16 protein-coding genes are annotated in these 17,040 nt (G+C 64.0%); 6 read left to right on the forward strand and 10 right to left on the reverse strand.

Features of this window, described 5'->3' with window-relative positions:
• A partial coding sequence (locus Q0K62_RS05570; RefSeq protein ID WP_297316991.1) for a CrcB family protein occupies positions 1 to 246 on the forward strand: 246 nt, incomplete at its 5' end.
• Positions 247 to 329: 83 nt separating this feature from the next.
• Here Q0K62_RS05570 and Q0K62_RS05575 read toward each other — a convergent pair.
• Positions 330 to 1,367: a bile acid:sodium symporter family protein gene (locus tag Q0K62_RS05575; protein WP_297316992.1), complete on the reverse strand. Its 1,038-nt coding sequence runs from the start codon at positions 1,365 to 1,367 to the stop codon at positions 330 to 332.
• A 207-nt stretch (positions 1,368 to 1,574) separates the two neighbouring features.
• Between Q0K62_RS05575 and Q0K62_RS05580 the strand changes: the two genes are divergently transcribed.
• Positions 1,575 to 2,207 carry an NAD(P)H-binding protein gene (locus tag Q0K62_RS05580; protein ID WP_297316993.1) on the forward strand — a complete coding sequence of 211 codons (633 nt, stop codon included), beginning with the start codon at positions 1,575 to 1,577 and terminating at the stop codon, positions 2,205 to 2,207.
• An 82-nt stretch (positions 2,208 to 2,289) separates the two neighbouring features.
• On the opposite strand, the gene Q0K62_RS08005 is transcribed toward Q0K62_RS05580, so the two are convergent.
• The 7 genes from Q0K62_RS08005 to Q0K62_RS05610 all read right to left on the reverse strand — a co-directional run bounded on the left by Q0K62_RS08005 (position 2,290) and on the right by Q0K62_RS05610 (position 7,445).
• Positions 2,290 to 2,430: a L,D-transpeptidase gene (locus tag Q0K62_RS08005; RefSeq protein ID WP_366515887.1), complete on the reverse strand. Its 141-nt coding sequence runs from the start codon at positions 2,428 to 2,430 to the stop codon at positions 2,290 to 2,292.
• Positions 2,431 to 2,445: 15 nt separating this feature from the next.
• The gene (locus Q0K62_RS05585; protein WP_297316994.1) at positions 2,446 to 2,670 is read right to left on the reverse strand and encodes a hypothetical protein; all 225 of its coding nucleotides are present in this window, start codon (positions 2,668 to 2,670) and stop codon (positions 2,446 to 2,448) included.
• Between the two features lie 153 nt (positions 2,671 to 2,823).
• Positions 2,824 to 3,072, reverse strand: coding sequence for a hypothetical protein (locus tag Q0K62_RS05590; protein ID WP_297316995.1), 249 nt, complete (start codon positions 3,070 to 3,072; stop codon positions 2,824 to 2,826).
• Positions 3,073 to 3,140: 68 nt separating this feature from the next.
• Positions 3,141 to 3,953: an alpha/beta hydrolase gene (locus Q0K62_RS05595; RefSeq protein ID WP_297316996.1), complete on the reverse strand. Its 813-nt coding sequence runs from the start codon at positions 3,951 to 3,953 to the stop codon at positions 3,141 to 3,143.
• Positions 3,950 to 5,056 (reverse strand): redox-regulated ATPase YchF, encoded by a 1,107-nt coding sequence (gene ychF / locus Q0K62_RS05600; RefSeq protein ID WP_297316997.1) that lies wholly within the window; start codon positions 5,054 to 5,056, stop codon positions 3,950 to 3,952. Before ychF ends, Q0K62_RS05595 begins: the two co-directional genes overlap by 4 nt.
• Positions 5,057 to 5,241: 185 nt before the next feature.
• Entirely contained in the window at positions 5,242 to 6,042 is an 801-nt protein-coding gene (gene proC / locus Q0K62_RS05605) for a pyrroline-5-carboxylate reductase (protein WP_297316998.1), read from the reverse strand.
• Positions 6,043 to 6,089: 47 nt separating this feature from the next.
• Complete coding sequence (locus Q0K62_RS05610; RefSeq protein WP_297316999.1) at positions 6,090 to 7,445, reverse strand: alpha/beta fold hydrolase; 1,356 nt, start codon at positions 7,443 to 7,445, stop codon at positions 6,090 to 6,092.
• Between the two features lie 164 nt (positions 7,446 to 7,609).
• Between Q0K62_RS05610 and Q0K62_RS05615 the strand changes: the two genes are divergently transcribed.
• The 4 genes from Q0K62_RS05615 (at position 7,610) to Q0K62_RS05630 (ending at position 13,260) form a co-directional block, all read left to right on the forward strand.
• Positions 7,610 to 10,111, forward strand: a complete 2,502-nt coding sequence (locus tag Q0K62_RS05615; protein WP_297317000.1) for a sensor histidine kinase — start codon at positions 7,610 to 7,612, stop codon at positions 10,109 to 10,111.
• A gap of 110 nt (positions 10,112 to 10,221) precedes the next feature.
• Positions 10,222 to 11,031, forward strand: coding sequence for a response regulator transcription factor (locus Q0K62_RS05620; RefSeq protein ID WP_297317001.1), 810 nt, complete (start codon positions 10,222 to 10,224; stop codon positions 11,029 to 11,031).
• A gap of 130 nt (positions 11,032 to 11,161) precedes the next feature.
• On the forward strand, positions 11,162 to 12,229 hold the full coding sequence (locus Q0K62_RS05625) for a LacI family DNA-binding transcriptional regulator (RefSeq protein WP_297317002.1): 1,068 nt from the start codon (positions 11,162 to 11,164) through the stop codon (positions 12,227 to 12,229).
• 59 nt (positions 12,230 to 12,288) lie between these two features.
• Positions 12,289 to 13,260 (forward strand): ribokinase, encoded by a 972-nt coding sequence (locus Q0K62_RS05630; RefSeq protein ID WP_297317021.1) that lies wholly within the window; start codon positions 12,289 to 12,291, stop codon positions 13,258 to 13,260.
• Between the two features lie 111 nt (positions 13,261 to 13,371).
• On the opposite strand, the gene Q0K62_RS05635 is transcribed toward Q0K62_RS05630, so the two are convergent.
• Positions 13,372 to 16,074 (reverse strand): ABC transporter permease, encoded by a 2,703-nt coding sequence (locus Q0K62_RS05635; protein WP_297317003.1) that lies wholly within the window; start codon positions 16,072 to 16,074, stop codon positions 13,372 to 13,374.
• Between the two features lie 13 nt (positions 16,075 to 16,087).
• On the reverse strand, positions 16,088 to 16,978 hold the full coding sequence (locus tag Q0K62_RS05640; protein ID WP_297317004.1) for an ABC transporter ATP-binding protein: 891 nt from the start codon (positions 16,976 to 16,978) through the stop codon (positions 16,088 to 16,090).
• Positions 16,979 to 17,040: the final 62 nt, after the last annotated feature.

A 17,040-nucleotide genomic window follows, 5' to 3' on the forward strand; every position in this document is an offset into this window, starting at 1 on the left:
TCCGCCGGGTTCTTCGCCGGTCTGGTTGCCGTCCTCTTCGCCCATTCCCTCCTGGACCCACAGACCCATGCACTCCTGGCTACCGGCCTGCTCGGAGGGTTCTCGACCTTCTCCACGGCCATCAACGAGGTGGTGACCATGAGGCGAACCCGGGCCAATCAGATGGCCCTCGCATACTTCCTGGTCTGCCTGGCCCTGCCCCTCCTGGCCGCAGCCTTGGGTTACCTCCTCGGCGGACTCCTCTAGTCGAATCAGTCCGAGTCGTCCATCCCGGCATTTTTCCTGGTACTGGCAAGAATCGGGGCTGTCCCTGATGAAATCGAAACGGGCTACTCGACACCTGCCTCGACCGTGGCCGGAGACTTGAGGGCACTGCGCTTCTCGCCATTGTCCGAGTCGGCATCAATGGCATGCTTGTCGTCGTGACGGCGCCACCAGGCCGAGAGGACCGATCCTGAGATGTTGTGCCAGACACTGAAGAAGGTCGAGGGTATGGCCACGATCGGGTCGGCCGCAAAGGCCTGGAGGGCCAGGGTGGCGCCCAGGCCGGAGTCCTGCATGCCGACCTCGAAGGTGATGGCCTTCTGCTGGGCGTAACGGAACCCCTTGGGGTAGACCCGGTACATGAGCTTGCCGAAGAGGAAGCCCAGCCCATATCCGCAGAGGTTATGCAGCATGACCACCGGCAGGACCAGGGCCGTGGCGGCGGTGAAGAGCTTGGCATTATTGACGGCCACGACCACGCCGATGATGACCAGGATGGCTATCTGGGAGATGGCGGGGAGCGCCACGGTGACCTTTTGTACCTTCTCCTTGAAGATGGCATGGACCGCCACACCCAGGCAGATCGGGATCAGGACCACTTCCAGGGCGGTCAGGAAGAGCTTCTCAGTCGGGATCGCCACATACCGGCTGGCCAGCACGTTCATCAGGAAGGGGATCATGAAGGGTGCGCAGATGGTGGAGAGGAGGCCGATGGAAACGTCCAGGGCCACATCGCCGCGCGAAAGATAGGACATGACGTTGGAGGAGGTTCCCGATGGGCAGCAGCCGACCAGGATCACACCCACCGCAATCATCCCGTCCAGGCGGAAGATCTTGCAGAGGAGAACCGCCAGAAGCGGCATGATCAGGTAGTGGGCCACGGTGCCGACGATGACCATCAGGGGCATCTTGATGATTCGCTTGAAGTCATTCAGACTCAGGGTCAGCCCCATCCCGAAGAGGATGATGCTCAGGAAGTAGTTGGTATAGCCCTTGGCCCAGAGGCTGACCTGGGGAAGAAGGAAATTGACGGCGGCCCAGACCAGAACCACCAGGATGAACCACTTGGTCAGCCAATCACTGAATCGTTTGACACCACTCATGCTTTCCCCTACTCCCCTCTCCGGTTACTCTCAAGTGGTCAAAGATAAACACGATCAATGGGGGGACCGACAAAACGACCGCATAGTGAACTCGTCAAGTCCGCCGAACGGGCGAGGACGCCCCTCCTGTTCCTGCCGATTGTGACGTATTCGCCCTTCAGCGGTATAGAATCGCCTCGAACGAAATTCCTCAAGGGGAGGGTGAGCATGATGAAGATGACAGTGGTGGCGGCCAACGGGAAGGCCGGGTCGAAAATCGTCGAGGAGGCGCTCTCCAGGCAGCTGGATGTCGCCGTCGCAGTACGGGGCAGCAATCGCACCAAGGCCCAACGGGTACTGATCAGGGACCTGATGGACCTGACCGCCGAAGACCTGGCCGGTAGCGATGTGGTCGTGGACGCCTTCGGCGCCTCCGCACCTGATGCCCTTCCTCAGCACACCACGACCCTGATGCATCTGGTGGACATACTCGCGGGAAGCCCGACCAGACTGCTCGTTGTGGGCGGGGCCGGCAGCCTCTATATGGATGCCGACCATACCCTCCAGCTTAAGGACACCCCGGATTTCCCCAAGGGATTCAAACCCCTGGCCCAGGCCATGGGCAAGGCCTTGGATAGGCTCAGGGAGCGCTTGGACTGCCACTGGACCTATGTCAGCCCGGCTGCGGATTTCCGGGCTGATGGACCACGGACCGGCCGCTACCTCCTGCGTGGTGAGGAGTTTTCCACCAATGACCAGGGCATCAGCATGATCAGCTATGCCGACTACGCCATCGGCTTGGTTGATGAGGCCGTCAAGGATGGTCACGACCATCAACGCATCTCCCTGATCGGGCGGTGAAGTCCGGTTCACGACACCCGGATCGGATGAGAGTCCGGCTTTGTATGCCGTCTCAGCCGGCTCCTGCCTCAGGGCGATTCCATCATTCCGGAACCGGGCAGAAGACCTCGACGGCGGTGTCCACGGGGACGTGTTCCATGACCCGCCGGGCATCGGGGATGGTCAGCCCCACACACCCGTGGGAACCGGGTCGAATACCGAGGAGATCGGCCTGGTCGGCGATATAGGCTCCGTGCGCTTAGGTGGGGACACTGCGGAAGAGGAAGACCCCATGATGGAGGAAGCCGGTGTAACACCGGGCTCCCATACCCTCCCGCGCATTGAAGAACGGGTCCCCCCGCTCAGGCTCGATCTCGAAGGTGCCCCGCGGTGTCGAGTCGTCCATACCGGTCGTAGCGAACATGGCGTACAGGGAGGTCGACCCGGAACGCACATGGACACGCCGGTCCTTGATGCTGACCACCAGTTCCATGTCGGGGACAGTGTTCGGATCCGAATAGGGAATTGACTGGGAGGGTTCACGCCAATCGACGGGGCGGTCGGGGGTCGGGGCGTTCAGGCTGACCCTTGGGTTTGCCGACCTGACCGGAGGTATCGGGCTGCCGGGGCCTCCTTTTCACCTGCTTGCCGGCACCCTCCGGCCCTCCCCTGCCTGAAGCCGAATCATGAGACCGGTTGCCCGGGAGGTCGACGGGGCGTCATGACCTGTCGGCTCACCGGGATGGAGCAGGTTGACCATGACGATGCTCAGGACGATGACCAGGGCCGAGGCCAGAATGACCAGGGCCGTCCGAAGGGAGGGGGCGAGGATGGCCGCGAGCAGGCGCCTCGGGACGCTGTTCCTGCGGGCGTTTCCCCTGACCACGGTCTATCTCTCCAATCCGGAAGGGTCGGTGCCTGGCACCGGAACCATCCTAAGCCGCATGGGCGGGCTCAGGAAAGGGCCATATCGGCCAGGACCTGCCTGGCCCACCCCTCCAGCAGGGTCGCGACCACCTCCGGTTGCTCGAGCTGAAGGTTGTGGCCCGCCCGGTTCAGCACCGCATAGGAACCGCGTGGGAAACGCTCGACCAGGTCGAACTGGTCGCGGTACCCGACGCGTTCATCCTGCCGTCCGCAGATGAAGAGCGTGGGTGCGATGAAGGTTGACCAGACCTGGTCGAAGTCGGTGTCAAGCTCGTAGGCCCCACTCAGACGGGCCACCGTATCCGGATCCGCGGCACGGATGCCGGGCAGAACCGTCCGGACGAAGGCCTCCAGGTGCTCCCTGGACTCGACCACGGCCATCTCCTGATAGGCGCTACGGGTGGACTCATCGACGGCCGCCAGGGCCTGGTCGTCCCGGGTCAGGACCTGACGGGGCGGCAGGGTACGGCGGGTCCTGTCTGGGTGGACGACCGGGGCCAGGAAGGCCATCCCCAGGCAGCGGGACAGACGCGAGGCCGCGGCATGCCGGGCCATGAGGCCGCCCATGGAGTTGCCCACCAGGGCGAAGGGACCGCCCTGGCTGAAGATGTCGACCTGGTCATCCACCCAGGAGGCCAGGTCCGCAAGGGTCTCCACACCTGGATCGGGAGGCGTCCGCCCGAAGCCGGGCTGGTCCAGATAGATGCGCTCAAAGCCCCCGATACGGTCGAAGACCTGATCCAGCTCGATGAATAGTCGATGGTCCACACCGAACCCGTGCAGGAAGATCAGGGGCAACCCCTGGCCCCTCCGTATGGCGAATCCGGGACGGGTGCTCACTTCTTCCCCCCAGAGGGGATGCCGGTCTTGAATTCGACGATGTCACCGTCCTGCATGACATAGTCCTTGCCCTCCAGGCGCATCTTGCCCTCCTCGCGGACCTTGGCATAGGAACCGTCAGCGGCCACGAAGTCGTCATAGGAGACCACCTCGGCCTTGACGAACCCCTTCTCGAAGTCCGTATGGATGACACCGGCGGCCTGTGGGGCCGTCCATCCCTGGTGAATCTGCCAGGCGCGCACCTCCTTGACCCCGGCGGTCAGGAAGGTCTGCAGCCCCAACACGTCGAACCCCACCCTGGCCAGCTGGTCCAGGCCCGACTCCTCCAGACCGGCATCGGTCAGCATCTCGCGGGCGTCGTCAGGGTCCAGCGCGGTCAGCTCGGACTCGAACTCCGCATTGAGGAAGATGGACTGGGCCGGGGCCACGGAGTCGGCCAGACGCTGTTTCAGATCCGCCTTCTGCAGCTCGTCGTCATCCAGGTTGAAGACGTAGATGAAGGGCTTGGCGGTCATCAGGTGGAGGTCGTAGAGATCGTCCTTGTCGATGGTTCCGGCCTGGGCCGCCTGGTCGATGGTCTGCCCCTGGCCCAGGATATCCCTGGCCTTCTTCACGGCATCCAGATAGGACGACTTGATCTTGCCGCCCCTCAGGTCTTTTTCCAGCTTGGGCAGGGCCTTGTCGATGGTCTGCATATCGGCCAGGATCAGCTCGGTGTTGATGGTTTCGATGTCGTCGCCCGGGTCCACCTTCCCGTTCACGTGAACGATGTCGTCGTCTTCGAAGGCCCTGACCACCTCGCAGATGGCGTCGGCCTCCCGGATGTTGGCCAGGAACTGGTTGCCCAGCCCCTCCCCCTCCGAGGCCCCCTTGACGATACCGGCGATATCGACGAAGGTGACGGTGGCCGGGACGATCTTGTCGGTATGGACCAGCTCGGCCAGGACCGGCAGCCGGTCATCCGGCAGGGGGACGATGCCCGTGTTGGGCTCGATGGTGGCGAAGGGGTAGTTCTCCGCCAGGACGTTGTTGCGGGTCAGTGCATTGAACAGTGTGGACTTACCCACGTTGGGCAGCCCGACGATTCCTATGGTTAGCGACATACCCACCAGTCTATTGCCCGCACTGCCCTGGCGTGGCGACGGGCGGAAAAGAACCTGGGGCAGGGCCCGGCATCATCGTTCACGGATGAACGGCTTGGGCAAAGCCTTCGTGATGAACCATTCTCAAGTGAGCCGCAGCACAACCCCTGAGGCAACATGTGACGAGCCGTACGCCCTGATGCGGGTCAGGCCCCTTCAACCGTATCGATGGCGTCGATGACACTGCCCCGGAAGCCGCTCTTCTCCAGTGCGGCCACCCCCCGGATGGTGCTTCCTCCGGGTGAGCAGACGGCGTCCTTCATGGCTGCGGGGATGGTTCCGGTGGCCATATGAAGGGCACCGGTCCCCTCGGTCATCATGGCGGCAAGCCGATAGGCCACCTGACGTGGCAGACCGTGCTTGACCCCGGCATCGGCCAGGGCCTCCATGTACATGGCCGTGTAGGCAGGGGCACACCCGGCGATGGTTGTGGCCACGGAGGTCAGATCGGCCCCGAGACGCTCGATCAGGGCCACCGGTTCGAAGACCTGGTTGAAGAGCCGGCGCTGGTCATCGGTCAGGGTGTCCTGATCCTGGGTGACCATGATTCCCTTCCCCACCGCGATGGGGGTGTTGGGAATGGAGCAGATCAGGTGGGTGCCTTCGTCGAGCAGGTCGGCGTAGTCATCCATCCTGAACCCGCCGACGATGGAGATGACCATCCGCCCCTCGTCCGCCAGCTCCTTGCGGATGGGTTCGCAGATCTTGGCCACTTGACCGGGCTTGACGGCAAGGATGACCATATCGGCGGCAGAGGCCACCTCCTGGACTGAATGCAGGGGACGTACACCGAGCTTTCCGGCATTCGCGGCCAGCTTCTCGTAGTGGTTGGCGCAGGCCACGATCCGGCCCCCGGGCAGGACACCGGCATCGACCAGCCCCTGGGCCATGGCCTGGGCCATGTTCCCGTATCCGATGAATCCGATTGTCAGTTTGTCTGTGGTCATGGTCCCCAGTCTACCCGCGCCGAGGGTGCCTGGAACCGGATTGTCCCTCAGAACAGACCCTCCAGGTCACCGCGGTCCAGGGCCTCCCGGTAGAGGTGGCCGAAGACCTGATTGCCGTGGAGCCCGTCATGCTCGAACTGGTTGGTCACCCAGGCATGGGAGTTGCCCACCCGCGACAGGGTGTCCAGCTGCATGCCGGAGTCCACGTAAAGGTCGTCGAAGTAGACGGCCGCCTGGAGGGGGACGGTGTTGGAAGCCAGACGGTCCTGATCATAGAGTCGGCCCCAATGGCCATCCTCCATGAGTAGGCGAACTGCCGGGGCGAAGGGCTTCAGGGCCTCCTCCTGGTCGAACATCCAGGGGAAGACGACCTCCCCGGTGAAGAGGAGGGGCCTGGAATCAGTCTGGAATTCCGGATGCTGGTCTCGCACGCGCTGCCCGGCCCAGCGGATCGGGCCGCAATCCCCGTCCGCATAGATGAACTCCTGGAGGGGCCAATAGAGAGGCGTCGCGGCCGTGGCCGTCCTCACCCCCTCCAGGAAGGCATCGGAAAGGACCACGGACCCTCCGGTCGGTATGGATCCGTCACCGTTCAGGAAGGCCGTGTCCAGGAGCCAGTGCAACCGTGCCGCCCCGGCCTGCCTGCCCAGATCGGCCCCCAGGGTCTGGAAGCGTTCGACGGTCAGGGTGTCCCCACCGGGCAGGGTCACGTCACCTTGGCCCAGGCGGTCGGCGATGGCGGCCACCCGGTCCAGATCCTGCGGGTAGCGCCCGTAGAAGGCCTCGGTCTTGGCCAGCATCCTGGGGAAGGTATGGGCATAGACCTCGGTCGGGTCCGCCGGGACGTGAGGAATCCCACCGGTGGTGAAGGAGGCGGCCAGACCCTCGGGGAAGGCCGAAAGGTAGGCCAGGGTCAGGAACCCTCCATAGCTCTGCCCAAGGGTGACCCAGGACCTCCCGGCGAAAACAGTGCGGCGAAGGTGCTCGAAGTCACGGACGATGGAGTCGGCCAGGAAGTGTTTGAGGTAGGCGGCCTGGGTCTCCGGCTGGGACAGTTCACGCATGGTGTGCGAATCGATGGCCGAGGACCGCCCGGTCCCCCGCTGATCGGGCAGGACGATCCTGAAGTGCTTGACGGCCTCGGCGATCCACCCGTCGCTGGTCTGATCCAGGGGGCGAGGACCTCCGGATCCCGGACCTCCCTGAAGGTAGACAAGGAGGGGAAGGTCATCATGAATATGTTCCGGAGCGCAGATGGTCCGGTAGAAACAGGAGATGGTCGGATCATCAGGGTGTCCCCCAGGAGTCCAGGACCCGGGTTCCGCATCGCCCCAATCCAGGGGGACGGGGATGGACCCCTCCCGCACATAGAGTCCGGGCAGGTAGTATCCCTCGCTCGCCATGATCGCCACTCCCTTCATGAGCACTTGAACCATCCCCATAAGCGCGCTATACGCCAGGCTGACCACGGGGCCCGGGGGATGGCATTATTCTCCCCATGCCGCTGGACCGGAATCATCCCCGGGACCTATATGGAAGGAAGTGGCCGAAGGATAGGCTTGTGCACATGGACCTTCTCAGACGCGGATGGGACAGGCTGCCGGCCTGGGTGCAGAGTGACGCACTCATCGCCGATACCCTCCTGGCCGCCCTGGTCTTCCTGCTGATGTCCAATTCGGACTCTTCGGACGGGCTCCTGATTCACCAGTCCGATCGAGCCATAGGCCTTTGGAGCTTTGCCCTCCTCCTGCCGGTCTGCATACGAAGGCGGTTCCCGGATCTGGCCCCGAGGATATTCATCCTGATCAGCGCCCTCCAGTTGATTCTGGGACCGGTGCAGACACCGGCCGATCTCGCGGCATTGATCCTGATGTACTCAGCCCTTGTATACGGGCGCAGGTCTTCCAACCGTGTCTACATCATGGCAGGCTCCGCCCTGGTCTGCGCCGAGGCCGCCTGCAAGGCCGCCCTGCAGACCTTTGGCCCCGACCAGGGTAATGTGTTCCAGGCCATTTTGGACCGTCGACCCTTCCCCTCGCCCATCGGACTCCTGGAACCATTCGTCTTCGGCCTCGTCATCTACGGACTGCTCCTGACCCTTGCCATCTTCCTGGCCTACTGGTCCCGTGCCCGTCAGCATTCCATTTCGGTCATGCGCCAACGTAACGAGGCCCTGGCCTTCAGGGCCAGGAAAGAGGAGGAACTGGCCGCCAGCGCCGAACGCGCCAGGGTGGCGCGCGATATGCACGACGTGGTGGCCCACACCCTCTCGATCATCATCGTCCAGTCCGATGCCGGCCGATACGCCACCGCCACCAACCCCGACATGGCCATGTGGACCATGACCACCATCCTCGACGAGAGCAGGCGAGCGCTGATTGAACTGAGTTCCCTCTTCGGCACCATCGGACACCAGCAGGACGGATCAGAGGTTCCGGCGAAAACCATCGACAGTGACGCAGAGAAGACCCCGGACGCGGGCAAGACCGTCGATTACCAGATGATGAAATCGATGATCGCCCGGGCAGGGCGCCTTTCGCAGGTGGAAAACTTTGCCCACACTGTCCTGGGAGAGCCACGGCCTGACCTGCTTGATTCGCGCAGGACCATGGTCTCCTACCGGGTGGTCCAGGAGGCCCTGACCAACGTCCGCAAGCACGCCGGCCCCAGGGCCCGGGTCCGGGTCAGGGAGGAATGGGACAGGCAGGGGCTGATGGTAACCGTCGATGACCGGACCGATCCCGGAAACGGGTCAGGCCCGGTCGCCGAACCGGAGCACAGGGGTTACGGCCTGAAGGGGATGCAGGAACGGCTCTCCTCCATTGGAGGGTCCCTGGAGGCCGGCCCCCTGCCGCCGAGCGGGTTCCGGGTCAGGGCCACCATCCCCTTCAGCTCCGACACAACCGGTTTGGATCCCTCACCGGCCCTGATCCCCACATCCGCCGAACAGACTCTCACCGCGGGCGAAGGGAGCCAGGCAGTCCCGACCACCTCCACCCCGCCGGTGAACCCGAAGGGTCACCTCGGCGACCGCCCAGGCGCCCCCATCGAGGTGGGAGGGTACCGACTTAACAGGGTCGAGCGGCTATCGGCATGGATGCAGGGGCATTACCTGCTGGTGGATACTGTTCTGGCGCTCCTGCTCCTCATGAATTTCAGTCTGAGCATCATGGACATCCCCGGCAGCCAGGCCTCTCCCTCCCCGGGGGTACCCATACCTGTTCGGATCCTGATCAGCCTGAGTGTCCTCGCCCCGCTGGTCATCCGGCGTCGCTTCCCGGAAACAAGCGCCATCCTGGTGGCCACGGCCTGCGCCCTCCAGGTCTTCTTCTCTCCCGTTCTTACCGGTGCAGACATCTGCGTGGTCATTTCCATCTACTCGGCCATGACCTACGGGAAAAGCGGGGCTCGACGGTGGGTTCCCATCGTGGCCGTGGCCGAACTGCTCCTCCTAAGCCTGCGCATCGTCCTGATCGGCTGCGGGGCTTCCAGCATCTGGGACTTCCTGATCGGGGGAATGCCTGACAAACACCTCGCCATGACCCACTCCACCCTCGAGAATCTGACTCTGCTCTTTGCAGCGGCGGTCCCGCTCTGCCTCATCGCCATGCTGACGGCCCTCTGGCACCGGTATAGGGGGTCGAGTCTGCTTCTTTTGGAGGAACAGGAGAGGGCCTTGAACCAGGGAATACTGGAGGGCAGGAAACTTGCCGCCAACAAGGAGCGCGAGCGAATCGGGACCAGCATGCAGTCGGATGTGGCGGCGACCCTGAACGCGGTCATCGCCGGAACGGATGAGGGCATCGCCCTTCTTGAGCACGCCAAAGACCAGGGGTCGGATCCCGACCCCGATACGGTGGCCAAAGCCTTCGAAGGAATCGGGAAACAGGGACGTCAGGCCCTGGCCAGGATGCGTCAACTCCTGGAAGTCCTGCACCAGAGCAGCAGGACGGAACCCGGACCCGGCCACCGTACGGAGGGTCCGGCACTGAGACCAGCCAACCCCCTGTCGGTCTCAGCCTCTGCCGACGACACCGGACGGCAACCCGTTGCCGGCACCGACAGGTGATGTCCGGCCAGGAATCCCGCCCTGACCGGCCGGGTATGATCGGCACCAGTACAGAATACAAGGAGACGGACATCCAGGCCCCTTCAGGCCGCATATGGAACCGAGGCCGCATGGAGCACACCACGGATACGATCAGGGTCGTCATTGCCGATGACCAGGAACTGGTGAGGGCGGGGTTCGCCATGGTGATCGGTTCCCAGGATGACATGACCGTGGTCGGTCAGGCCGCGGATGGGAACCGGGCCGTGAGCCTGGTCAGCGAGCTCAACCCGGATGTGGTCCTGATGGACGTCCGTATGCCCGGCACGGACGGTCTGGAGGCCACCCGCAGGATCAGCGCCCTCTCCCCCGACCGGATCAGGACCCGCGTCATCATTCTGACAACCTTCGACCTGGATGAGTACGTCATGTCGGCCATCAAGGCCGGGGCCTCGGGCTTCCTCCTCAAGGACACCGAACCCGAAACCCTGCTCTCCTCGATTCGCACCGTGCACCAGGGCAACGCCATCATCGCCCCCTCGGCCACGAAGCGGCTGATCGAACACATGGCTCTTGGCAGCGGCCGTTCGACAGATAGGACACCCGCAGGGATGGCGGAAGGTGCGGAGGCTTCCCTGACCCCTGATACCTCTCATTCTCAGACCGACGCTGAGGCTTCCGGTGAAGGGTCCAGGTTCTACCGCGACCCGGAGGTCAATCTCCTGACCGGGCGGGAGTTGGAGGTCCTGGCCGAGATCGCCCGGGGTCTCAGCAATCAGGAGATAGGAGACAGGCTCTTCATCTCCCTCCCGACCGTCAAGACCCACGTGGCTCACATCCTGCAGAAAATCAACGCCCGCGACCGGGTTCAGGCCGTGGTCTTCGCCTATGAGAACGGACTGGTCCAAACCGGCCCCTCCTCCCCTCCCATCTTCCGATGAAACGATTTGCGGTATCGTTACCGCACTGATATAAATGGTGGTTGTCAGGGCCACACAGGGAGTGATTGTGCGGCCATGAAGTCGGGGCCACCGGGCTGCCGACTGCCGATTACATCGACGAAAGGCAATGATGGCGTACGCGACGATTCGGGACGTGGCCGAACAGGCCGGTGTCTCCGTATCGACGGTATCCCGGGCACTCAACGATTCGGGCCGCATCTCGGCACGAACCAGGGAACGGATCAACCAGGTCATCGAGGACCTCCACTATGTTCCCGACTCCAGGGCACGATCTATGCATTCCCCCAATTCCCGCACCATCGGCCTTCTGATACCCGATATCAGGAACTCCTACTTCGCCGACCTGGCCTACCTGATCCAGGGCGAACTCCTGGCACACGGCTTCCAGACCCTTATCTGCACCTCGACCCAGGGTGATTCCCTCGAGAACAAAATCCAGGTGCGCAACCTCCTCGGGCAGCACATCGACGGGGCCATCATCGTGCCGGGCCCCCGTTCCCCCCAAACCCTGGACGAGCTGACCCGACGAGGGCTACCCGTGGTCTATGTGGACCGCACCAACGGCTACAGGGGTCAGGACAGGGAATCCCACGGCAACGGTGAGGGGGTCCCCTCCATCGACTCCGACCCCCTGCCCGGGCTCAGACAGGCACTGAATGACCTGGCCAGGCATGGCCACCGGCGAATCGTCATGGTTCCGGGTCCCCTGGATGAATCCGACACCTTTCGCGAACGGCAGGAGGTCTTCACCGATCTGGTGAGCGGGATGGACACACTGAACGACCCCACACAGGGCGACGACCCGACCGAAGCCCCCACCGGGGGGGACACTTTCAGACCAGAAATGCTGGACCAATGGAAGGATCTGGGTGTCAGTGCGGCCATCTTCGGGCGCTCCCAGGATGCCATCCAGGCCATAGAGGTTTGCCAAGCCAGAGGCATCCGCATTGGACGGGACCTCTCCATGGTCACCTTCGACGACCTCCCGGTCTTCAGGATTCTGACGCCGGCCGTCGCCACCATCTCCCAGCAGATCCACACCATGGGGACCTGCTGCGTCCGGATGCTCCTGGACCTCATGAGCGATTCCCAGACCGACTCTGTCCGGCTGAAAACCCGATATCTCCACCGGGCCTCGGTGGGGTGCCCCCCAGGGCACACCGGCCAGGGTCCCTGAACCGAACGGTCTGGTCAACAAATACTTATATCAACGAATGGAGAAACATGATTCAAGACATGGCGGCGGTGCCAGACCAGGTGCTTCATGGACTGGATACCATCACGGGGTCCATTTCGGTGGTCGGGTCCATGAATGCGGACTATACGGTCACCACCGACCGGCTGCCCAAGCCGGGCGAGACCGTTAACGGCGGCCCCCTGCAGATCCTGCCCGGAGGCAAGTCCGCCAACCAGGCAGCTGCTGCAGCACGGATCGGAGCCCACGTCCAAATCTTCGGAGCCGTCGGATCCGACCCCAACGCCGACTTCCTCCTGGGGCAGCTGGGCAACGCCGGCGTCGACATCTCTCAGGTGATGACCGTGCCCGGACCCAGCGGGACCACGGTCATCACCGTGGACGCCCGTGGGGAGAACACCATCGTCTACTCCCCCGGCTCCAACGCCAGGGTCGACCTGAACTACGCCCATCGCTCCCAGAAGACGCTGACCGCGGCCAAGGTGCTTGGACTCTGCCTGGAAAGCCCCATCGAAACGGTGACCGAAGCCGCCAGGATGGGGCATGAGGCCGGCATGACCGTCCTCCTGAACGACTCCCCCTTCCGGGCCGACCTCCCCGCCGACCTGATTGCCTACTCCGACCTGATCCTGGTCAACGAACATGAGATGGCACAGCTCCTGGGCATCGACGAGCCCGAGGACGGGGACTGGATCGGGGCCGATTGGGACCGGATCAACAAGACCATGCAGGACTTCGGCTTTCACCGGGCCGTCGTGACCCTGGGCGGCGAGGGGTCCATGGTCCTCGACCAGGGCGAGAACTACCGTATTCACGCGGTCAGGGTGGATGCCGTCGACACCACCGGCTGCGGCGATGCCTTCATGGGAACCATCCTGGCCGGCCTCTCCTCGGGAATGACCCTGGTCCAGGCGGCCCAGCTGGCCTCCTATGTCTCGGCCTACGCGGCCACCGGGCAGGGTGCCCAGGCCTCCTACGGGTCAGCGGAGCAGATCAGGTACCGCTTCGCTTAGTCAGGTACCGCGTCTCGCCTGAGCAGGATCCAGACGAACCGGACCGCTCAACCCAGACACCAAATCAGGGGTCGCCGGCACGGGCTGCCGGTGATCCCTGATTTGTATTCTCTACTCTTCAGCCAGAACCACGACCGGTGGTGTACGGTTGGCCCGTCTGGCGGGTAGGACGCTGGCCAGGACCGCGGCCAGGAGGGCCACCAGGAGGATCACCCCGCCTGTTGACCAGGGAATGGGGAAGGCCACCCTCCCCTTGGTGGCGAAGACCACATACGCCCCGATCCAACCGAACAGGTGGCCCAGGACCATGCCTGACAGGGCGGCACTCAGGGCTATCAGCCCTGATTCCACAGCAAGGGACCGCCTGATCTGCCTCCGGGTCATGCCGATGGCCCGCAGTGTGGCGGACTCCCGCCTGCGTTCCAGGACTGAGAGGGAGAGGGTGTTGGCCACGCCAATCAGGGCGATGACCACGGCCACGGCCAGGAGGGCCACCATAATCATGAGGAGGGTGTCGACAATCTGTTCCCACTGCCGCTTTTCAGCCAGTCCTCCCTTAACGGATACGGCCGAATACCCGGCCAGGGCGTTGCGAACCTCATCCAACAGCACCGAGACCGTCGGGGATCCCTTGGTCCTGGCCCAGATCTGGGTGGTCTGAGCTTGGACACCCTCCAGTGAGGATGGGTCGGCCAGGCCATAGAAGGGACTGGCTTCAATGCCTCGGAAGGGTGCGGAGAGGCTTGTCATGGAACGTTGCAGGCTTGTCTGCGTCTGCTCCTGGGCGGCGGAAGCAGGTCCATCATCCGCACCACCCCGGGTCGGGCTGAGCAGGTTCAGCCCCAGGCTCCCCCCGATGTGGAAGTCCTGGTGATTATCCATGAGACCGGCCGGGAGCAGGACGGTCCCCTGCCCCAGCCGGTCATTACCGACCTTGGTGTTCAGGACGCCGTCAATCCGGTTACCGTTCAGGGCGAAGATGGTCATCCCCGCGCCCTGCTCACCACCAGATCTGATCGTGGCCGCATACTGGGGCACCAGCTCGGCGTCCGCAACCCCATCGATCCGGCGGATGGCGTCCAGGGCCTTGTGGTCCAGACCATCGGCGCTGATCTGGACATCGACCGAGTAGTGCTCATCCAGGATGCCGTCCATGGTCTGTTTGGCGCTGGCGGCACCGGTGGAAAGGGTGGAGACCAGGGTCACGCCGATCAGGAGGGCCGCGCCCGTGGCCGCCACCCGGGAACGGTTCCGGGAGATGTTGGCCACGGCAATCGTGGATGCGGGTCCAATCCGTGAAACCAGGGACCCCATGGTCTTGAGAAGGAAGGGGATCCAACGGTTGGCGCTGAGCAGGATGCCGATGAAGGCCAGGCCGGTGCCCATGACGGCCAGCCCCAGGACCACTTCGGACCCGCCTGCGGAGGCCTCGCCGGTCCGCCCCCTTACATCCAGCCAGACCCGCCAAAGGGACCAGGCCGCCATCGCGGCACCCGTCAGCATCAGGAGCAGGCTTGTGGCCAGGCGCGCCCTGCCCGCCCTTGAGTTCTCCAGAAGGTCGGCAGGTCGCAGGGCCTCCAGGGGGCTGACACCGGTGGCGGCCCTGGCAGCCCCCAAGGAGGCCAGGACCGTGACGGTGATGCCGAAGATCAGGGGCACCAGGAAGACGGCCGGGGTCAGGCGCAGCTGGAAGTAAAGGGAGTTCATATGGACCCTGGCGGCTCCCAGGAGGGCCATGATGCCAATGGCGCCACCGACCCCGAGCAAGGAGGCCAGGGCACCCAGGATCCCGGACCGCATCAGGACGCTGGCCCGGATCTGGCCTTTCCTGGCACCGATGGTCCTCAGGAGGGCCAGGTGACGGCGCTGCCGGGCGACCATGACCTGGAAGGTGTTGGCGATGACCGTGGCGGCCACGAACATGGCCAGGATGCCGAAGGTCAGGAAGAAGGTGATCATGAAGTTCTGCTGGCCACCGACTGCATTCCTGACGAGACGGTCCTCCAGGGAGTGGCGGTTCTCCAGGGAGTAACCGGAAGGCAGGAGTTTCCGGAGGGAGGCCAGGCTCCCATCGAGGTCATCCCCCTGCCCGCTCAGGCTCAGGTAGACGATGTCGGCGGGGAGGTTCCCCATGTCTCCCAGACCGGCCGTGCCCATCAAGGCATCGATGGTCTTGGGCGTCAGGACGATTGCACCTCCCCAGTTGTCATACATACCGCCCTGGTCCGAGCTGACCCCCGACATGGTCAGGGACCTTGACACCAGCCTGCCCGGCACCTGGTCCGCACCGGGCCCTCCATCCGTCCGGGAGCCTTGGGATTGGTCAAGCATGTAGGAGGACAGGTTCAGGTTCAGCTTGTCACCGGGCGAGAGCTTGAGCCGGGCGGCCGCCGGCCCCGGCAGGACCACCTGGTCGTCGGCCTTGGGCCAGGATCCCCGGGCCAGCTTGACCGGCATCATGGCGGGGTCGGCCAGCGGAATGGCCACCACCCCCTCGCTCTTGGTCTTGCCGGCCCGAACATCCACCAAGAAGTCGGTGTTCGACCTTACGGCACGAACGCCCGGGACGGCTGCCAGCTCCTTGGTTTTGAGGTCCTTCACCGTCTTCAGACCGGTCTGGTCGTCATCCTTGGGGACGATGGCGTAATTGGCCTGGGCGGCATCGGATGTGACCATGCGCCTCATGGAGGCGTCCATGGTGTTGCCGAAGAGGAAGGTCGTGGCAATGAAAAGTGTGCCAATGACGATGGCGATGCCGGCGGGGACCATCATGCCCAGGTCACGCCGCATCATTCTCCTGGTGATCAGCCACATATGCGTCCCTCCCTCAACGGTCCTGGACCGGGGAGGCCGTTGCTGAGGCCATGACCTCCCGGGAGAGGAGGGCGTTCATGGAATCCACGGTGGGGCGGTCCTGGTCGGCCACGATCCGCCCGTCGGCGAAGACCAGGGCACGGTCCGCGAAGGAGGCGGCGAAGGCATCATGGGTGACCATGATGATGGTCTGCCCCAGTTCACGGACCGAGTCACGCAGGAAGCTCAAGACCTCGGTCGAGGAGGCCGAGTCCAGGTTTCCCGTGGGTTCGTCGGCGAAGACGATGGAGGGTTTGGCGATCAGGGCGCGCGCTATGGCCACGCGCTGCTGTTGGCCGCCCGAAAGCTCGCTGGGCCGGTGGTTCATCCTCCCCTCAAGCCCCAGGGTCCTGACCAGGAGGTCCAGCCAGGTGGGGTCGGAAACGGCCCCATCCAGGATCAGGGGCATGAGGATGTTCTGCCTGGCCGTAAACATGGGCAGGAGGTTGAAGCCCTGGAAGATGAAACCGAGGCTGTGGCGCCTGAGGAGGGTCAGCTGGTTGTCATTCAGGCGGGTCAGGTCGATGGTCCTGCTCCCCCCGGCATGGCGCCTGCCCTGCCTGCGCCCGAGTCCGGCGGCATCGGCCCCGTTCAGGTAGACGTGCCCCGAGGTGACGGTGTCCAATCCCGCCAGGGTGTGCATGAGGGTGGACTTGCCCGACCCTGAGGGGCCCATGATGGCGGTGAACCTGCCCAGCTCGAACCCCACATCCACGCCTCTGAGGGCATGGACCAGGTTCTCGCCGCCTCCGTAGTCCTTGGTCAATCCCTGGGCCTGGATGGCCACCCGTCCTGTCCGTACCGGATCCCCCTTGCCAAATGCCAATGGATCGGAAACCGACTGCGTCTGTGCCTGATGTTTCATGGTCCTACCTCACCCGGGACAGGGACCATCCCCGTCTCTCACGGTCCGACGCTATCGGCCAG

This window comes from uncultured Bifidobacterium sp. (genome assembly GCF_945269915.1).
Lineage (GTDB): Bacteria > Actinomycetota > Actinomycetes > Actinomycetales > Bifidobacteriaceae > Bombiscardovia > Bombiscardovia indica.